This is a genomic window from Mycobacteroides sp. PCS013 (genome assembly GCF_049532645.1).
GTDB classification, from domain to species: domain Bacteria; phylum Actinomycetota; class Actinomycetes; order Mycobacteriales; family Mycobacteriaceae; genus Mycobacterium; species Mycobacterium gwanakae.
The window spans coordinates 2,497,768-2,514,816 of the sequence record NZ_CP150131.1 but is presented as its reverse complement, the minus strand read 5'-3'; the positions used below and the strand labels follow the sequence as shown (position 1 = coordinate 2,514,816).

Here is a 17,049-nt window from a genome sequence, read left to right as displayed (position 1 = left end):
TTGTTCGCCGGATTAGTCACGAAACGTGACAGTGCGACTGGCGTAGTACGGGTGCGCGCGGAACCACCACGCAGCAGATGGCCAGCACACCGCTGGCAGACAGCGAAGAGGAAGGACGATCGGAGACTTATGACGAACATTGCGGTCCTGATCAAGCAGGTCCCAGACACCTGGTCGGAGCGCAAGCTCACCGACGGTGACTTCACGCTCGACCGGGAAGCCGCCGACGCGGTACTCGACGAGATCAACGAGCGTGCCGTTGAGGAAGCGCTGCTCATCAAGGAGCGCGAGGGTGGCGACTCGGTCGTGACCGTCGTGTCGGCAGGCCCGGAGAAGGCCACCGAGGCCATCCGTAAGGCGCTGTCCATGGGTGCCGACAAGGCAGTCCACCTGCTCGACCCGGGCCTGCACGGGTCCGATGCCATCCAGACCGGCTGGGCCCTGGCCCGTGCGCTGGGTCAGGTCGAGGGTGTCGAGCTGGTTATCGCCGGTAACGAGGCCACCGACGGCCGCTCCGGTGCCATTCCCGCGATCATCGCCGAGTACCTCGGTCTGCCGCAGCTCACGCACCTGCGCAAGCTGACCGTCGAGGGCGGCGTCGTCAAGGGCGAGCGCGAGACCGACGAGGGTGTGTTCGAGGTCGAGGCCACTCTGCCGGCCATCGTCAGCGTCACCGAGAAGATCAACGAGCCCCGCTTCCCCTCCTTCAAGGGCATCATGGCCGCCAAGAAGAAGGAAGTTGCCGTGTTGACCCTGGCCGAGATCGGCGTGGAGGCCGACGAGGTGGGTGTCGCGAACGCCGGTTCGACCGTGCTGTCCTCGACTCCCAAGGCCGCCAAGACCGCGGGCGAGAAGATCACCGACGAGGGCGAAGGCGGCACCAAGGTCGCCGAGTTCCTGGTTGCGCAAAAGATCATCTAAGACTCCCTAAATACAGAAACGAGAAAGCAAAGTTATGGCTGAAGTACTTGTGCTCGTTGAGCATTCAGAGGGTGCGCTCAAGAAGGTAAGCGCCGAACTCATCACCGCCGCCCGCGTTCTGGGCGAGCCCTCGGCCGTGGTGGCCGGTCCGGCAGGTACCGCCGCGCCGCTGATCGACGGTCTCAAGGAGGCCGGCGCCGCCAAGATCTACGTCGCCGAGTCCGACGTCGTCGACAATTACCTGGTGACCCCCAAGGTCGACCTGCTGGCCAGCCTGGCCGAGACCGCCAGCCCCGCCGGCATCCTGATCGCCGCGACCACCGAGGGCAAGGAGGTGGCCGGACGCCTGGCCGCACGCCTGGGCTCGGGCCTGCTGACCGATGTCATCGAGGTGCGTGAGGGCGGCAAGGCCCTGCACTCGATCTTCGGTGGCGCGTTCTCCGTCGAGGCTCAGGCCAACGGCGACGCCCCGGTCATCACCGTGCGTCCGGGTGCCGTCGAGGCCGCGCCGGCCGCCGGTGCGGGCGAGCAGGTTGCCGTTGAGGTGCCCGCGCCCGCCGAGAACGCCACCAAGGTGACCTCGCGTCAGCCGGTGGTCGGTGGAGACCGTCCGGAGCTCACTGAGGCCAACATCGTCGTGTCCGGCGGTCGTGGTGTCGGTAGCGCCGAGAAGTTCAGCGTCGTCGAGGAGCTCGCCGATTCGCTGGGTGCCGCTGTCGGTGCCTCGCGTGCCGCGGTGGACTCCGGGTACTACCCGGGTCAGTTCCAGGTGGGTCAGACCGGTAAGACCGTGTCGCCGCAGCTGTACGTCGCGCTGGGCATCTCCGGCGCCATCCAGCACCGCGCCGGCATGCAGACCTCGAAGACCATCGTCGCGGTGAACAAGGACGAAGAAGCACCGATCTTCGAGATCGCCGACTTCGGTGTGGTGGGTGACCTGTTCAACGTCGCACCGCAGCTCACTGAGGCCGTGAAGGCTCGCAAGGGCTAAATAACCCCATGGAGCCCTGGAGCCGCCACGCCGGCGACATCCAACCTCAGGGGGCGGCTGACGGTATGCCACTGGACTATCCAGAGCCTCGACCACTGAGTCGAGTGCCCTGGGTAGTCCTTTCGGCGTTTCTGGGCACGGTTGTGCTGGGGTTGGTGATTGGCGTCGTCTCCGTCGGGTCTCAGCGCAACATCGTGGGTTTTGCCGTCATGGCCCCGGGGGAGTCCCCGATGACGCGGACTCCGGTGCCTCCCGCGCCGACCTCCGGGGTGATCCCGCCTCCCAACGGGTCCACGGGGCCACTCGGCGGCGCGACGTACGGGCCGGGCGAGAAACTCCAACCCATCTCGATGCCCTCGTACATAGCGTTCGACTTCAACCTGCCCAAGGGGTGGGGATGTCTGCACACCGAGAACAAACCGCTGGACAAGCGCATCACGTGCATGGACGAGGCCAACGTTGGTGGAGCGGCCGGCTGGATAGGCTCGAGTCGGTGCGCCGACGGATGCAGTAAGTCGACCCAGGACAAGGTGCGCGCGAAACTACCGGTCGATGCTCAAGCCTGGAAGCCGATCGACGATGTCACGTCCTATGCCCGGATGACAGGAGCCCTCGGAAACGGCATGCGCGTGGTCCGGATCGCGATGACGTGCGCCTTTGCCTCGGCCTCCGGCGGATCCCGCGACACATTGGCGGTGGCCATGCTCACCGGTCCGCCCGAGACCGAGGACACCCTGCAGAAAATCGCGAACGAACTACGTTCACGAGTTCCGGCCTAGTGCTCGGTGCGCAATTGCCTGCGTGAGGTGATGCCGCGCTTGGCGAACACCTTGCGTAGATGCCACTCGACAGTGTGCGAGCTGATGAACAACTGGGCAGCGATCTCCTGATTGGTCAAACCTTGACCGGCCATCCGGGCAATTTGAGCCTCTTGTGCCGTCAGTGTTTGGGCTGATCCGGCAGACGAGCCGGGGGAACGTTTCCGCACCTTGGCGCCAGTGGCGAGCAGCTCGCGTTGCGCCCTTTCGGCGAAAGCCTCGGCGCCCATGCCGACGAAACTTTGGTGGGCAGATGTGAGCGCTGAGCGAGCGTCGGCTCGTCGATGGCAGCGCCGTAACCACTCCCCGTAGATGAGGTGTGCACGGGCAAGATGGGCGGAAATCCTTGTGTTGGAAAGCCGTTCGATGGCCTCGCGATAGTGGGCCTCCGCGTCTTCGTCGGCCGAGAGCAGTGCGCGGGAGCGTGCGACTATGCCGCCGGCCCAATCGCTATCACCTATCAGCGCCCGCTCTTCCAGCTGATCGAGTGCTTTCGCAGCAGTGTCCTGCTCGCCGCAGCGCACGGCCGCCTCGATCAGTTCGGTCAGGCACCAGCTGTACAGCCCGAGATCCTCGTGCTCGCACGCCCTCCGGGCCGCGCGAAAGGCGAGGTCATATCGGCCGAGACCGTTGTTAAGCACACCGGCGGCATAACCCATGGCACCGAGCAGCCTGCCCTCGCCTCGGGCCGCTCCCTCGCGCATGGCGGCATCGATCATGGGTAACGCGTCGGGCTCCGTACCGCGCCAAGCCCCCAAGATCAACGAGTGGTACCTGATCGGCGCGTGGCCCGTCGCGGCGGAAATGACCTCGGCCTCCTGGACCAGCTCTGCCGCCGCATCCAGCTCGCCGGCATGCACATGCACTCCCGCGCGGTAGATCAGTGCCGAGGGGAGTATCGACAGCGCACCAACATCACGGGCGATCTGCACCGCGCGGGTGGCGAGGTGATGCCACATCTGGTCGTCCCACAGCTCATGTGTCGCCGATTCCAGAGCGATAGGGAACGCCTGCCACATCCAGCTCGTGTTGCCTGGACGATCGGCCTCACGTCGAATTAGGTCGAGGGCACCACGCAGCATTTGGGCGCTTGCCGCCGCGCCATGCGTGATGCGCATCGCCAGAGCGTCGAGCAGAAGATCTGTCGGTCGTGGGGGCTGTGTCCCGGGCGGAGCCAGCCGCGCGGGCTCGGCCACCTCCACCGCGCCGCCGCGTGGACAGAGCCGGCCGCCGTACATGGCCGCACCCACGGCGTCCAGGTACGTCTCCCGGGCCAGGTCGTCGTCCAGGTTTTCCAGGCCCTTGGCGGCGTCCAGTAGTCCGACCGCGGCGTTGGACACGGTGGTGGAGCCGTCTGTGCCGACACGGCTTTCGGCGAAAGCGATCTTGGCCCGCAGCCGTGTCGCACGCGCTCGAGCCAGCGGATCCAGCGGAGCCATGTCCGCGATGGCGAGAAGTTCGCGGGCGGCCTCGAAGGCCGCTGCATCGTGCTTGGACTGGGCCGCGGCCAATGCCCGCAACCCGCGTAGCGCCGGATCAGAGGTGAGCTCGGTCGCCCGTTGCAAAAAAGCGGCGGCCGCCAGGATGCCGCCCCTGGCCTGGGCGCGGTCGGCTGACTGTTCCAGTTCGGAGGCGATCGCCCCGTTGGTGCCTGCTGCAGCGTGAGCTCGATGCCATGCTCGGCGATCCGGATCGGTCAGCGGATCTGTGGCCTCCGCCAAAACACCGTGAATTCTTCTGCGTTCCAGCGGTTCTGCGCCTCTGTAGATGGCGGACCGTACCAACGGATGACGAAAGCGGACACGGGTACCTAACTCGATCAGATCGGCGGCTTCGGCGGGCGCGATCGCATCCATTGAGATTCCGAGCTGTTCACAGGCGCGCGCCAACAGTGCGGCGTCGCCCAGTGGATCGGTCGCCGCGGTAAGAAGCAATGTGCGCGTTTCGGTGGGAAGCTGCTTGATCCGCCGCAGAAATGCCCGTTCGATATGGCTGGCCAGGCGTCCCCCGTCGGGCCAGCCGAAACCACCGGCAAGTTCCTCGCTGGTCAGATCTCGAGGAAGCTCCAACAGGGCCAGCGGGTTGCCCTGTGTCTCGGCCACGATGCGGTCCCGAACCCGATCATCAAGGAGTCCCGGAATCACGGAGTCCAGCAGGGCGCCGGCGTCGGCCGCCCGCAGGCCGCCCACTGTCAGCTGTGGCAGTCCGTTGAGCTCATCGTCGGAATCGCTACGCACCCCGAAGAGCACTGCGACCGGCTCACTGCCCAAGCGGCGGGTGACGAAGGCGAGAGTCTGCAATGAGACTCGATCGAGCCACTGGGCGTCGTCGACCACACACAGCACGGGCTGATGTTCGGCAGCCGCGGCCAGCAGGCTCAGCACGGCAAGTCCGATCAGGAAGCGGTCAGGCCGTGGTCCGGTGCTGATCCCGAATGCGATGTCGAGCGCCTCGCGCTGTGGAGCGGGCAACGCCTCAACGTGGTGTGACAGCGGGCCGCAGAGATGCTGTAAACCGGCGAAGGCAAGTTCCATTTCCGATTCGACACCTGCGGTCCGAACCACACGAAAGCCCTGTGCCCGTTCCACGGCGTAGCCCAGGAGCGCGGTCTTGCCGATTCCGGCTTCACCCCGTAGGACGAGTATCTGGCTGGGGCCCGACCGTGCGGCCACGACGAGGCGCTCGAGTGACGTGCACTCGTGCGCTCGACCGCGCAATCGCGATCCCGGGTAACTGTTGACCAAGTGCTCCGCCGAATCTGATGAATACGGTGGGAGTTTACCGAGCGGCTGATCCACACCAACGACTACGTACTTTCCAGGGTTCGAATCCGGCATCGAACTGCGAACGTTGCACGCAAGACGAGAAAGGTAATCGCACAATGAAAATCACAGTTGTTGGGGCCACGGGCCAGATCGGTTCCCGGGTGGTCTCTTTGCTCACCGCCGACAGCCACGAGGTGGTGCCGGCGTCATTGTCATCCGGAGCGAATGTGCTGACCGGCGAGGGGTTGACAGACGCACTCACCGGATCGAATGTGGTAATTGACGTTGTCAATTCTCCGTCGTTCGAGGATGGACCGGTGATGGATTTCTTCACCGCCGCGGCGCGCAATCTCGTTGACGCGGCGAACCAGACCGGCGTCGGTCACTATGTCGCGCTCTCCATTGTCGGCGCCGACGGTCTGCCGGACAGCGGCTACATGAGGGCGAAAGTGGCGCAGGAGAACATCATCACCGAATCCGGACTGCCCTACACGATCGTGCGCGCTACTCAGTTCCAGGAATTCGCCGACGCCATCACCGACACGCTCGTGGTCGGCGATGAAGTCCGCGTGCCCGACGCCAGAATTCAGCTGATCGCCGTCGACGATGTGTCCGCGCAGGTAACTCGGGCCGCAGAGGCTGAGCCTCGTAACGGCATCATCAATATCGGTGGGCCAGAGAAGTTTTCATTCGCCGAGATGGCCCAGGCAGTGTTGGCCGCGCGCGGTGACGACAAGCCGATAGTGGTGGACTCGGCAGCCACGTATTTCGGAACACCCGTGGATGACTTCAGTCTGGTGACCGGCGACGACGGAGTGCTGGCGCACACACGATTCGCGGATTGGATGGCGCGTCGATGATGGCGAACGACGAGCTGATGAGTGGTCTCACTGTGCTGCAGACCGTGACACCGCCGGTGATCCCGACTGACGCGCACGTGATGACGGTGGAGATAGAGTGGCCGGCCGGTAGTGCCGGTACGCCACCGCACCGTCATCCGGGTGGTCCGGCGTTCGGGTATGTAGTCGAGGGCGAGATGTTGTTCGAGCTCGAAGGTGACGCGCCGCGGGTGCTCAGGGCCGGTGAAGCTTTCTGGGAGCCCGGGGGCGACGTTATCCACTATTCGGACGCCAACAACCGCACCGACTCGGTGCTGCGATTCGTTGTCACCATGATGTGCAAACCCGGCGAGCCGATGTTGGTGCTGGTCGATGAGGAGGAACTGCTCCAGCGCGCCGGTGCGCGAGTGCCCGCGTAGCGTCCGTTAGCCCCCTGTTTGCCTTGGGGATTCACGTACGCAAGCACGCATTTGGTGTACTGAACGCCGCAATTAACGGATCGTGCATGGACACGACACGCTTCCGATGCCGTTCCGCCGCATAACTCGGCGAATCTCGCAGTCATGAGTACCGCTTCAGTTCTCATCGCCGCAGATCAATCCATCTCAGACGTAGCGGAGGGTGCCGGAGGTGCCCTACCGGGTCCTCGGTACACCCTGCTGCTGTCGAACGATCCCGCCGATATCGATGCCGTACAACGGCTTCGATACGACGTGTTCAGCAGCGAGCCCGGATTCCAGCTCGCGAGCACCCCGGCAGCGTTCGAGGGACGCGACGCCGACCGTTTCGACGAGCACTGCGATCACCTGCTGGTGCGTGAGGACACCTCGGGTGACGTGGTGGGCTGCTACCGGATGCTGCCCCCGCCCGGTGCCATTGCCGCCGGAGGGCTTTACAGCGCAACGGAATTCGATATCAGTGGGCTCGATGCGTTGCGTCCCCAGCTGGTGGAGATGGGACGCGCCGTGGTTCGGGGCGATCACCGCAACGGCGCGGTTGTGCTGCTGATGTGGGCCGGAATTCTGGCCTACCTGGACCGTTGCGACTACACCTACGTCACCGGATGCATCTCGGTTCCCATGCAGGACAACCCCGAACACGCACCCGGCAGCCAGGTGCGTGCCGTGCGCGACTTCGTGATGAAGCGGCACGCCGCCGCGCCGGAACACACGGTGCGCCCCTACAACCCGGTCGTTGTCGACGGGATGGGGCTCGACGACATCAAGCCGCCCGCCAAAGTGCAGGTTCCCGCGCTGATGCGTGGATATCTGCGGCTCGGCGCGAAGGTCCTCGGAGAACCCGCCCACGATCCCGACTTCGGTGTGGCCGACTTCATGGCATTGCTCAACAAGGACGAAGCCGATGTCCGTTATCTCAAACGGCTGAGGTCCGTTGGTGCGGCGTCGGAAATCGGCGCGGCGGCCGGCCAGGAGTAACGATGGCACCCGAATTCGCTCACGCCTGGCTGCCGAAGGCAACCTGTGACGACAGCTGCATGCGGGCCAACACCATCGACGAACCAGGGCGGCTCACGCGGACCCTGCGAACCACGACGCGCATCGCGATGGCGATCACGTTGCTCACCTTTGCGCCGCTGCTGGGAATACCACTTCCCGGGCGGGTGCGCTGGCAGCGCGGATACTGCCGGTTGATGCTGCGCTGCCTGGGCGTCCGCATTTCCGTATCCGGCGGTCCGATCCGCGATATCCGGGGTTCCTTGGTGGTCGCGGGCCATGTGTCCTGGGTCGATGTCTTCGCCATCGGCGCCGTGCTTCCGGGCTCGTTCGTGGCCCGGGCAGATCTGATCGATTGGCCCGGTTTAGGCGTCATCGCCCGGATGATGCGGGTCATCCCGATCGAGCGAGGAAACCTGCGCACCCTGCCGCGGGTGGTTGACACCGTCGCGACCCGTCTTCAGGCCGGTCAGACCGTGGTGGCGTTCCCCGAGGGCACCACCTGGTGCGGTCGCGCGTACGGATCGTTCCGCCCCGCGATGTTCCAGGCCGCCATCGACGCGCAGCGGCCGGTGCAGCCGTTGCGGCTGACGTATCACTACCCCGGTGGCGAGCTGTCGACCGTTCCGGCTTATGTGGGCGAAGACACCTTGATGGCCTCCATTCGCCGCCTCACGGCGACACGGATGACAGTGGCGCATATCCAGGTGGCGGGGCTGCAATTGCCCGGTGAGAGCCGTCGTGATCTGGCCAGTCGCTGCGAGGCGGCCGTTCGCGCCGGTGACCGAACCCCGCAGCTCCACAGCCACCCGGAGCACCCGGAACCGATCGCAGCCTGACGCGATTGGACGAGCCCACCTGGGTGGGACCTATCCTGGATGCGTTATGTCTGCTGCTCGAACCCCAGCTGAAGGTGCGGTCTACCTGGACCATGCCGCAACCACCCCGATGCGCCCCGCCGCCATCGAGGCGATGGCGGCCACCATGGCCCAAACCGGGAACGCCGCCTCGCTGCACGGGTCCGGGCGTGATGCCCGGCGCCGGGTTGAGGAATCGCGGGAGTCGATCGCGGCGGCCCTGGGCGCCCGACCGTCCGAGGTGATCTTCACCGCCGGCGGTACCGAAAGCGACAATCTCGCCATCAAGGGCATCTACTGGGCACGTCGCGATGCCGATGCGCGACGTACTCGCGTCATCGCCGGCGCCGTCGAGCATCATGCGGTCCTCGATGCGGTGCAGTGGCTCGCCGACCACGAGGGAGCTGACGTGACTTGGCTGCCGGTGGATGATGCCGGCACCGTCACGGCCGCGGCACTGCGTGCGGCCCTCGCCGACCACGACGACGTCGCACTCATCACGGTGATGTGGGCCAACAACGAGGTCGGCACCATCAACCCCATTTGCGAGTTGGCTTCCATCGCTGCCGAGTTCGATATTCCGATGCATAGCGATGCCATCGGTGCGGTCGGCCAGCTCGATATCGATTTCGCCCTCAGCGGACTGTCGGCGATGAGTGTGGCCGCACACAAGTTCGGCGGCCCGATGGGGGTCGGTGCACTGCTGCTGCGGCGTGAAACCGCTTGTGTCCCTTTGCTTCACGGTGGCGGCCACGAACGCGACGTCCGTTCGGGCACGCCCGACACGGCGGCGATCGTGGCGATGTCGACCGCGCTTGTCGAGGCCGTCTCCGAACGGTGTGAGGGTTCCGCGACACTGAAAAAGCTTCGGGACCAGCTGATCGATCAGGTGCTGACCCAGATCGAGGGTTCCGTGCTCAACGGTGCTGTCGGAAACGGCAGATTGCCCGGGAACGCGCATTTCACCTTTGCCGGATGCGAGGGCGATTCGCTGCTGATGTTGCTGGACGCCAACGGCATCGAGTGTTCCACCGGCTCGGCGTGCACGGCGGGCGTCGCGCGGCCCTCGCATGTGCTCATCGAGATGGGCATCGACCCCGAAGCCGCGCGTGGATCGCTGCGATTCAGCTTCGGCCACACCTCCGTGGCCTCGGATGTGGCCCGTGCTGTCGAGGCGCTGCAGGTCGCTGTTCCGCGCGCCCGGGCCGCCGCCCTGGCCAGCGCGGGGGGTCGGTCATGAGGGTGCTGGCCGCCATGAGCGGGGGAGTGGACTCCTCGGTTGCGGCTGCGCGCATGGTGGATGCCGGACACGATGTTGTCGGTGTGCATCTGGCGCTGTCGGCGGCACCCGGCACACTGCGTACCGGATCGCGGGGATGCTGCTCGAAAGAGGATGCCGCCGATGCCCGCCGCGTTGCCGACATGCTCGAAATCCCCTTCTATGTATGGGATTTCGCCGATCGATTCAAAGAAGACGTCATCGACGACTTCGTCGAGGCCTACGCCGAGGGGCGTACCCCCAATCCGTGTGTGAAGTGCAACGAGAAGATCAAGTTCGCGGCGCTGGCCGACCGCGCCATCGCGCTGGGCTTCGATGCCGTGGCCACCGGTCACTACGCGCGGTTGCAGGACGGCAGGCTGCGCCGTGCGGTCGACGCGGACAAGGACCAGTCCTATGTGCTCGGGGTGCTCACACCGCAGCAGCTGAGCCGCGCGCTGTTCCCCGTGGGCGATAGTCCCAAGCCCGATATCCGCGCCGAGGCCGAGCAGCGCGGACTGCTTGTCGCGAACAAGCCCGACAGCCATGACATCTGCTTCATTCCTTCCGGAGACACCCAGGCTTTCCTCGGTGCGCGCATCGGCGTGCGTCGCGGGAATGTGGTGGACGCCGACGGCAGCGTGTTGGCCACCCATGCGGGGGTACACGAGTTCACCATCGGTCAGCGCAAGGGGCTCGGGCTGGTAGGCCCAGCCGCCGACGGCCGCCCCCGATACGTCACATCGATCGATGCCGACACGGCCACCGTTCGAGTGGGAACCGTTGAGGATCTCGAGATTTGGGAATTCGGGGGAGAGCCGGTGGTGTGGACCTCGGGACGGGTACCGGCCGGGCCCATCGAGTGCCAGGTTCAGGTCCGGGCGCACGGTTCGGTGGTCGACGCGGTTGTCGAACCGGGAGCCGAGCGGATTCAGGTCCGGCTACGTACCGCCCTGCGCGGTGTGGCGCCCGGGCAGACGGTGGTGCTGTACCGGCCGGATGCCGAGGGCGACGAGGTGCTCGGCAGCGCCATCATCACACGCGGCTAGGTTCCCTGAATTCCCGCCGAACGCATGGCGATCGCGATGCGTTCGGCGACATACTGCCGTCCCGGTGCGGTCGGGTGCATCGGAATTCCCTCATCGCCTACGCCGGTACCCGTCATCGACACGTAGCGCTGGAAATCGGATGCACACACGCTGTGGTCGCTACTGGTCGCCGGGATGACCGGGGTGAACCCCGCCTTCGAGGATTCGGAGACGATCGTGTCGTTGAGCTGACGTTGCAGACCATTGAGGAAGGTGATGGTCTCTTGCGTGTTGATCAGGCCGACCAGACATCCCTTGGCGTCCGGCGGAAGGATGGGCAGGTAGCCCACCGTGAACACACGCGCGTTCGGGGCCGCCTGACGGATGGCGGCGTACGCGCCCGTGAGTTTCGGGCCCACCGAGGCGACGTTGGCGCTGAATTGCGCCTTCTTCTCCGGCGGGCAGCTCAGCGCGAACAGGCAGTCGGTGGCGATCTGCTCGAATCCGGCGTCGTTGCCGCCGATGGAGACGATCGCGACCTTGGTGGCCGGGGACAGTCCCGTGTTCTGCGGGCCGCGTGTGGAGGGTGTGTAGACGTCGGTGGAGAGCGCGCCGACACAGGAGTAGTCGGCGAATGTCATCTGCGGGAACGACGTGGCGACCAGATGCGCGACATTGTCGGTCGCCTGGTTGCAGGCGGTGCCGACCGGGCCGGTGATACCGGCGGCGTTAGAACCGGCCGCCATGAACGAATCTCCGATCGCGACCAACTGGGCGCCCGCCACCGGTTCGGCCGACGCGATCGCAGGGCCGGTGACAGTGGCCGCGAACATCGTGGCGATGCCGAACACCGTCGAGAGCGTCTTGACCGCGCGCATGTATCCCTCTCATCCCCGTCGGCCGGCAGACGGCCCCGTCCAATCGTACTGAACGGGATATCGCCGTTTGCCCATGTCGACGTTACCGAGGGTTACACCTTGGCGGCCATCCGCTCGGCGCGCCTTGCCTGACGCTCCAGGTACTTCGTCTTGACCTCTTCGAAATCGCTGGCGGTCTTCTTGAGGCCGGTGATGATGCGGTGCAGGTCTTCGCGGTACCACTCGCCCTCGCCGTTGATGTCGTCACGCTCGAAGATGCGCCACTTGCGCAGCACCGGCTGGACGACCTCGGCAAGGTGTGATTGCGGGTCGTACACGCCGCCGGTGGCGATGGTGACCGCGTTACGGCGGAAGCCGGGGATCGTGTAGCCGGGCATCGTGAAGTTGTCGAGAACCTTGTGAATCGATTTCACCGCCTGGTTGGGTGCGATCTCGAGACCGGCCTCGACCATGTTGCGGTAGAAGATCATGTGCAGGTTCTCGTCATTGGAGATGTGTTTGAGGAGTTCCTGCGCGATGGGTTCGGCACAGGCGACGCCGGTGTTGCGGTGCGAAACACGGGTGGCCAGCTCCTGAAATGACACATAGGCCACCGAGTCGAACAGGCTGTCGGCGAACATGTGGTCGCCGCCCTGGCGGTTCTGTCCGGGAGAGAACCCGCGGGTCATCTGCTCGACACGCAGCTTCTCCAGTTCCACCGGATCGACGGACCGTGTGACGACGAGATAGTCACGAATCGCGATGCTGTGACGCTGTTCTTCTGCCGTCCACCGGTTCACCCAGGTGCCCCATGGTCCGTCCATGGTGAAGTTCATGGCGATCTCGCGGTGATATGCGGGCAGGTTGTCCTCGGTGAGCAGGTTGGTGATCATGGCGACCTTGGCGAGCTCGGAGAGTTTGCATTGCTCGGGATCCCAGTCCTGCCCGCCCAGTGCCTTGTAGTTCTTGCCCTCGGACCACGGGATGTAGTTGTGCGGGTTCCACTCTTTGAACACGCCGAGGTGGCGATGAGTGTTCTCCTCCACCACGGGTTCGAGCTCGTGGAGGAGCTCGAGGTCGGTGTATTCCTTCTGCGGCACGGTGCGGTCCTCGGATTCGGTCGAGTTATCTGTGTCTGAAAGTGACACTTATATTCGACCGGATGGCCGCGCACCGTCCTAGTGACGAAGGTCCTCTACCTGGGGTTGGAAAGTCCCTCCTCCCACTGGTTCCCGAACCGGACGCCGAGTGCGGCCCGACGCGGAAATCGCCGCGAAATCCCGCGTTCGATTGCGGCGGGCGACCGGCAACCGGGACCTGTATTTTCAACGGCTATGAATGGCGTAGTCGACCGGTTCTTCCGGATCTCCGAGCGGCAGTCGACGCTGGGGCGGGAAGTTCGCGGTGGGATCGTCACCTTTTTCGCGATGGCGTACATCGTAGTGCTCAACCCGATCATCATCGGTGGCGAGCCGGGACGCGCGCACAACGCTGACGTGCTGGGCCATGTGCTGCCGGTGGGTCAGGTGGCGGCGGTAACGGCCCTGGCCGCCGGGGTGATGTCCATACTGTTCGGGTTCATCGCCAACTACCCGTTCGCGCTTGCCGCGGGGCTGGGCATCAACAGTCTGCTCGCGGTGTCCTTTGCGTCGCAGATGAGCTGGCCCGAGGCCATGGGGTTGGTGATTGTCGACGGCCTGGTCATTGTGGCGCTGGGTATCTCAGGTTTCCGCACCGCGGTGTTCCATGCCATTCCCGATGAGCTGAAGGCGGCGATCGCCGCCGGAATCGGATGCTTCATCGCATTCATCGGCTTCGTCGACGCCGGGTTTGTGCGGCGCATCCCCGACGCGGCGAACACCACCGTGCCGGTTGGTTTGGGAATCGACAACTCGGTGGCCACCATCCCGACCCTGATCTTCGCCGCCGGCGTGCTGTTGATGGGAATTCTGGTGGTGCGCAAGGTTCGTGGCGGACTGCTCATCGGCATCGTCGTGATGACGGGGATCTCGATGCTCGCGCAGGCGCTGACCGAACGCGGTGCGCAGCCCGCCGATGCCAAGGGATGGAACCTCACCGTGCCCGCGTGGCCGTCCTCGGTGGGCGGCATGCCGGACCTGAGTCTGCTCGGCCAGGTGGACATGTTCGGCGCATTCACCCGGGTGGGTGTGCTCTCGGCGACGGTGCTGGTGTTCGCGCTGGTGCTCTCGAACTTCTTCGACGCGATGGGAACCATGACCGGTCTGGGTAAGGAGGCCGCTCTGACCGACGAGCACGGCACCCTGCCGGGAATCGGACGCGCGCTATCGGTGGAGGGTGTCGGTGCGGTCGTTGGCGGCGTCTCCTCCTCGTCCTCGAACACCGTGTTCGTGGAGTCTGCCTCCGGTATCGCCGAGGGCGCCCGGACCGGGCTTGCCAATGTGGTGACCGGCCTGCTGTTCCTGGCGGCGATGTTCTTCACCCCGCTGTATTCGGTGGTGCCGCTGGAGGCTGCGGCGCCGGCCCTGGTGGTGGTGGGCGCCATGATGATCGGCCAGCTGCGCAGCATCGACCTCACCCGCTTCGAGTACGCGTTGCCCTGTTTTCTGACCGTCGTGACCATGCCGTTTACCTATTCGATCGCCAATGGCATCGGTGTGGGGTTCATCAGCTGGGTGGTGCTGGCCGTCGTATCAGGGGAGCGCGGGTCCCGGCTTCGCGCCGTGCATCCGCTGCTGTACGTGGTGGCGGGATTGTTCGTCGTCTACTTCGCCAAGGGTCCGATCGAATCGCTCATCACCTAACGTTCTCGGGGTGAACATGTGGGCGAAGGGAACTGGCCTCGGCTCGTGGCCGGGGTTACAGGTGCGAGCCGCGACGGAGATTGTGGTGGCCGAGCTACCGCTGCCTCACCTCGTGGAGCTGCCCGCGCGCGGAGTGGGCGCCGATCTGATCGGCCGGGCCGCGGCACTGCTGGTCGATATCGCCCTCGACGTCTCACCTACCGGTTACCGGACGACCGCCCGGCCCGGCGCGGTGGTGCGGCGCGCACGAGGATTCCTGGACGAGGACATGGACGCACTCGAAGAGGAGTGGGAGCGTGGCGGGCATCGGGGGAGCGAACGCGCGGTGAAGGTGCAGGGTCCGGGGCCGGTGACGCTCGCCGCACAATTAGAACTCGCCAACGGTCATCGCGCGATCACCGACCCCGGAGCGGTGCGAGACCTGGCGGCATCTCTGACGGAAGGGCTTGCGCAGCATCAAGCCACGCTTTCTCGTCGACTCGGCGTTCCCGTACTGGTGCAGGTCGACGAACCCTCGCTGCCCGCCGCACTGGACGGCAGACTGTCGGGAACCAGCATGTTCTCGCCGGTGCATCCCGTCGACACGGCGACGGCGACGGCTCTGTTGGACCAGTGCGCTGCCTCGGTGGGTGGTGAACTGGTGGTGCATTGCTGTGCGGCCGACCCTCCTTGGGAGCTCTTGCGGGGCGCCGATATTCGTGGGGTCGCGGTGGATGCCGCGTACTTGGCGGATGCGCAGGGACTCGATGGGCTGGCTTCGGTGCTGGACACGGGCAAGGTGGCGCTACTCGGTGTGATTCCCTCCCTTTCGCCGGCCGTGCCCATCTCATCGGACGTGCTGGCGACCAGTACCGCGGCGCTCGCCGACAAACTGGGCTTCGGGCGCGCGGCGCTGCGGGATCGCATCGGCATCAGTGCCAGCTGCGGCCTTGCCGGAGCCGATCTCCCATGGGCGCGCAGGGCAACCGAATTGACGCGCAAGGTCAGCGATCTGATCGATGCCGACCCGGACGCGCTGTGATGGACGTCTACCAGGCCATCGCTACCCGCCGGGACGTACGCGCGGAGTTCACCGGAGAGGTCATCGACGATGCGACGTTGATGAAGCTGCTGCAGGCCGCGCATCGCGCGCCCAGCGTGGGGAACAGTCAGCCCTGGGATTTCGTGGTGGTGCGCGATTCCGAGGTTCTGGAGAACTTCGCGGCCCATGTTGCCGAGCAGCGTGAGCGATTCGCGGACAGCCTCCCCTCGGAGCGGCGAAAGACCTTCGATCCCATCAAGATTGAGGGAATCTGCGAAAGCGGTACCGGGGTGGTGGTCACCTACGATCACGGCCGTGGTGGTCCGCATGTCTTGGGGCGGCACACCATTGCCGATGCGGGCCTGTTTTCGGCGGTGCTCGCTATCCAGAACCTGTGGCTCGCCGCGGTCACCGAAGGTATCGGCGTCGGCTGGGTGTCGTTCTATGAAGAACAGTTCCTGGCCGAATTAATCGGCGCGCCAACGCACATCAGACCGATCGCCTGGTTGTGCGTCGGGCCGGTGCGTGAGTTCGCCGAGCGGCCCGATCTGGAACGATTCGGCTGGCGCAGCGGGCGTCCGTTGGAAGACGCCGTGCACTGGGGCCGCTACCGAGAGACCTAGCGTCCCTTGAAGTCGGGTTCCCGCTTCTCGAAGACCGCACCGATGGCTTCCTGCAAGTCCTCCGACGGCAGGAAGGCGGCGTTCCAGGTCGACACGTACTTGAGGCCGTCGGCAACCACACTTTCGCGCTCGCGGCCCAGCACGTCCTTGACGCCCTGCACCACCAGCGGTGGGTTGGCTGCGATCTCGGCAGCGGTGGCATGCGCGGCCGCCAGCGCTGCCTCGGGGGTGTCGAACACATCGTTGACGAGACCGATCTTCTCGGCCCGAGCGGCATCGATGTCCTTGCCGGTGAACGCCAGTTCACGCAGGTGGCCATCACCGATGATCGGTGGAAGACGATGCAGCGAGCCAATATCGGCGACAATCGCGACCTTGGCCTCGCGCACACTGAACTTCGCCTCGGCACTTGCATACCGGATATCGGCGGCCGCGATAAGGTCGACGCCGCCACCGATGCACCAGCCCTGCACCGCGGCGATCACGGGCTTGCGGCAGGCTGCGACGGCGGTCACCGAGGCCTGCAGCCTCCGTATCTCGTCGAGGAACTCGGTGCGCGGCTTAGCCAGCGCCTTATCGGCCAGCAGCGGCATGAAGGTGCCCGCCATCGCGGCCAGGTCCAGCCCGTAACTGAAATGGGAGCCGGCGGCCGCGAGCACGATTGCCCGTATCTCCGGGTCGGCGTCGAGTTCGGTGAAGATCAGCGGCAGTTCCCGCCAGAAATCGGGTCCCATCGCGTTGCCCTTGCCGGGCCCGATGAGGGTGACCTGGGCGATGTGCCCCGTGGTCTCGACGGTGAAGGCTTTCCAGTCGCTCATGTGCGTGAGCCTACGG

General features: G+C 65.4%; 16 protein-coding genes. 12 read left to right on the top strand and 4 right to left on the bottom strand.

All coding sequences use genetic code 11. The annotated features are described in order from the left end of the window. The first annotated feature begins 129 nt into the window (after positions 1–129). The 3 genes from RHO23_RS12350 to RHO23_RS12340 are packed head-to-tail and all read left to right on the top strand — an operon-like array spanning position 130 to position 2,691. Positions 130–921 carry an electron transfer flavoprotein subunit beta/FixA family protein gene (locus tag RHO23_RS12350; RefSeq protein ID WP_005056735.1) on the top strand — a complete coding sequence of 264 codons (792 nt, stop codon included), beginning with the start codon at positions 130–132 and terminating at the stop codon, positions 919–921. A gap of 34 nt (positions 922–955) precedes the next feature. Next, the gene (locus tag RHO23_RS12345) at positions 956–1,912 is read left to right on the top strand and encodes an electron transfer flavoprotein subunit alpha/FixB family protein (protein WP_057968170.1); all 957 of its coding nucleotides are present in this window, start codon (positions 956–958) and stop codon (positions 1,910–1,912) included. Positions 1,913–1,920: 8 nt separating this feature from the next. Further along, the gene (locus tag RHO23_RS12340; protein ID WP_155524976.1) at positions 1,921–2,691 is read left to right on the top strand and encodes a hypothetical protein; all 771 of its coding nucleotides are present in this window, start codon (positions 1,921–1,923) and stop codon (positions 2,689–2,691) included. Here RHO23_RS12340 and RHO23_RS12335 read toward each other — a convergent pair. Next, the gene (locus RHO23_RS12335) at positions 2,688–5,567 is read right to left on the bottom strand and encodes an ATP-binding protein (protein WP_423489137.1); all 2,880 of its coding nucleotides are present in this window, start codon (positions 5,565–5,567) and stop codon (positions 2,688–2,690) included. The genes RHO23_RS12340 and RHO23_RS12335 overlap by 4 nt on opposite strands. A gap of 44 nt (positions 5,568–5,611) precedes the next feature. On the opposite strand from RHO23_RS12335, the gene RHO23_RS12330 reads away from it, so the two are divergent. From RHO23_RS12330 to mnmA, 6 genes are all read left to right on the top strand, one after another. Beyond that, positions 5,612–6,355: an SDR family oxidoreductase gene (locus RHO23_RS12330; RefSeq protein ID WP_064409249.1), complete on the top strand. Its 744-nt coding sequence runs from the start codon at positions 5,612–5,614 to the stop codon at positions 6,353–6,355. 17 nt (positions 6,356–6,372) lie between these two features. Further along, positions 6,373–6,753, top strand: coding sequence for a cupin domain-containing protein (locus RHO23_RS12325; RefSeq protein ID WP_227457774.1), 381 nt, complete (start codon positions 6,373–6,375; stop codon positions 6,751–6,753). A gap of 144 nt (positions 6,754–6,897) precedes the next feature. Next, positions 6,898–7,770 (top strand): GNAT family N-acetyltransferase, encoded by an 873-nt coding sequence (locus RHO23_RS12320; protein ID WP_046254288.1) that lies wholly within the window; start codon positions 6,898–6,900, stop codon positions 7,768–7,770. A 2-nt stretch (positions 7,771–7,772) separates the two neighbouring features. Beyond that, positions 7,773–8,627: a lysophospholipid acyltransferase family protein gene (locus tag RHO23_RS12315; protein WP_030094151.1), complete on the top strand. Its 855-nt coding sequence runs from the start codon at positions 7,773–7,775 to the stop codon at positions 8,625–8,627. Between the two features lie 46 nt (positions 8,628–8,673). After that, a complete protein-coding gene (locus RHO23_RS12310; RefSeq protein ID WP_064409247.1) occupies positions 8,674–9,885 on the top strand; it encodes a cysteine desulfurase family protein in 1,212 nt (403 codons plus the stop codon). Continuing rightward, a complete protein-coding gene (gene mnmA, locus RHO23_RS12305; RefSeq protein WP_064409246.1) occupies positions 9,882–10,952 on the top strand; it encodes a tRNA 2-thiouridine(34) synthase MnmA in 1,071 nt (356 codons plus the stop codon). The genes RHO23_RS12310 and mnmA overlap by 4 nt, the downstream gene beginning before the upstream one ends. Here the strand turns inward: mnmA and RHO23_RS12300 are convergent. Both RHO23_RS12300 and RHO23_RS12295 read right to left on the bottom strand, forming a co-directional pair. Continuing rightward, positions 10,949–11,809, bottom strand: a complete 861-nt coding sequence (locus tag RHO23_RS12300) for an SGNH/GDSL hydrolase family protein (protein ID WP_064409245.1) — start codon at positions 11,807–11,809, stop codon at positions 10,949–10,951. The genes mnmA and RHO23_RS12300 overlap by 4 nt on opposite strands. Positions 11,810–11,901: 92 nt before the next feature. Continuing rightward, complete coding sequence (locus RHO23_RS12295) at positions 11,902–12,888, bottom strand: acyl-ACP desaturase (protein WP_423489136.1); 987 nt, start codon at positions 12,886–12,888, stop codon at positions 11,902–11,904. Between the two features lie 234 nt (positions 12,889–13,122). Here RHO23_RS12295 and RHO23_RS12290 point away from each other — a divergent pair, with 234 nt between their 5' ends. Genes RHO23_RS12290 through bluB form a run of 3 tightly spaced genes read left to right on the top strand, consistent with a single transcriptional unit; the run spans position 13,123 to position 16,215 of the window. Continuing rightward, positions 13,123–14,571 carry an NCS2 family permease gene (locus tag RHO23_RS12290; RefSeq protein WP_064409244.1) on the top strand — a complete coding sequence of 483 codons (1,449 nt, stop codon included), beginning with the start codon at positions 13,123–13,125 and terminating at the stop codon, positions 14,569–14,571. Positions 14,572–14,587: 16 nt separating this feature from the next. After that, complete coding sequence (locus tag RHO23_RS12285) at positions 14,588–15,592, top strand: methionine synthase (protein ID WP_423489224.1); 1,005 nt, start codon at positions 14,588–14,590, stop codon at positions 15,590–15,592. Next, on the top strand, positions 15,592–16,215 hold the full coding sequence (bluB, locus tag RHO23_RS12280) for a 5,6-dimethylbenzimidazole synthase (RefSeq protein WP_046254279.1): 624 nt from the start codon (positions 15,592–15,594) through the stop codon (positions 16,213–16,215). Before RHO23_RS12285 ends, bluB begins: the two co-directional genes overlap by 1 nt. Here bluB and RHO23_RS12275 read toward each other — a convergent pair. After that, entirely contained in the window at positions 16,212–17,033 is an 822-nt protein-coding gene (locus RHO23_RS12275) for a crotonase/enoyl-CoA hydratase family protein (protein WP_064409242.1), read from the bottom strand. The two genes, bluB and RHO23_RS12275, sit on opposite strands and share 4 nt — an antisense overlap. Positions 17,034–17,049: the final 16 nt, after the last annotated feature.

What these genes read in the sequence shown, in the direction of transcription:
- RHO23_RS12350 (WP_005056735.1), top strand. Translation starts at nt 130, where the DNA reads ATGACGAACATTGCGGTCCTGATCAAGCAGGTCCCAGACACCTGGTCG.
- RHO23_RS12345 (WP_057968170.1), top strand. Translation starts at nt 956, where the DNA reads ATGGCTGAAGTACTTGTGCTCGTTGAGCATTCAGAGGGTGCGCTCAAG.
- RHO23_RS12340 (WP_155524976.1), top strand. Translation starts at nt 1,921, where the DNA reads ATGGAGCCCTGGAGCCGCCACGCCGGCGACATCCAACCTCAGGGGGCG.
- RHO23_RS12335 (WP_423489137.1), bottom strand. Translation starts at nt 5,567, where the DNA reads ATGCCGGATTCGAACCCTGGAAAGTACGTAGTCGTTGGTGTGGATCAG.
- RHO23_RS12330 (WP_064409249.1), top strand. Translation starts at nt 5,612, where the DNA reads ATGAAAATCACAGTTGTTGGGGCCACGGGCCAGATCGGTTCCCGGGTG.
- RHO23_RS12325 (WP_227457774.1), top strand. Translation starts at nt 6,373, where the DNA reads ATGAGTGGTCTCACTGTGCTGCAGACCGTGACACCGCCGGTGATCCCG.
- RHO23_RS12320 (WP_046254288.1), top strand. Translation starts at nt 6,898, where the DNA reads ATGAGTACCGCTTCAGTTCTCATCGCCGCAGATCAATCCATCTCAGAC.
- RHO23_RS12315 (WP_030094151.1), top strand. Translation starts at nt 7,773, where the DNA reads ATGGCACCCGAATTCGCTCACGCCTGGCTGCCGAAGGCAACCTGTGAC.
- RHO23_RS12310 (WP_064409247.1), top strand. Translation starts at nt 8,674, where the DNA reads ATGTCTGCTGCTCGAACCCCAGCTGAAGGTGCGGTCTACCTGGACCAT.
- mnmA (WP_064409246.1), top strand. Translation starts at nt 9,882, where the DNA reads ATGAGGGTGCTGGCCGCCATGAGCGGGGGAGTGGACTCCTCGGTTGCG.
- RHO23_RS12300 (WP_064409245.1), bottom strand. Translation starts at nt 11,809, where the DNA reads ATGCGCGCGGTCAAGACGCTCTCGACGGTGTTCGGCATCGCCACGATG.
- RHO23_RS12290 (WP_064409244.1), top strand. Translation starts at nt 13,123, where the DNA reads ATGAATGGCGTAGTCGACCGGTTCTTCCGGATCTCCGAGCGGCAGTCG.
- RHO23_RS12285 (WP_423489224.1), top strand. Translation starts at nt 14,588, where the DNA reads ATGTGGGCGAAGGGAACTGGCCTCGGCTCGTGGCCGGGGTTACAGGTG.
- bluB (WP_046254279.1), top strand. Translation starts at nt 15,592, where the DNA reads ATGGACGTCTACCAGGCCATCGCTACCCGCCGGGACGTACGCGCGGAG.
- RHO23_RS12275 (WP_064409242.1), bottom strand. Translation starts at nt 17,033, where the DNA reads ATGAGCGACTGGAAAGCCTTCACCGTCGAGACCACGGGGCACATCGCC.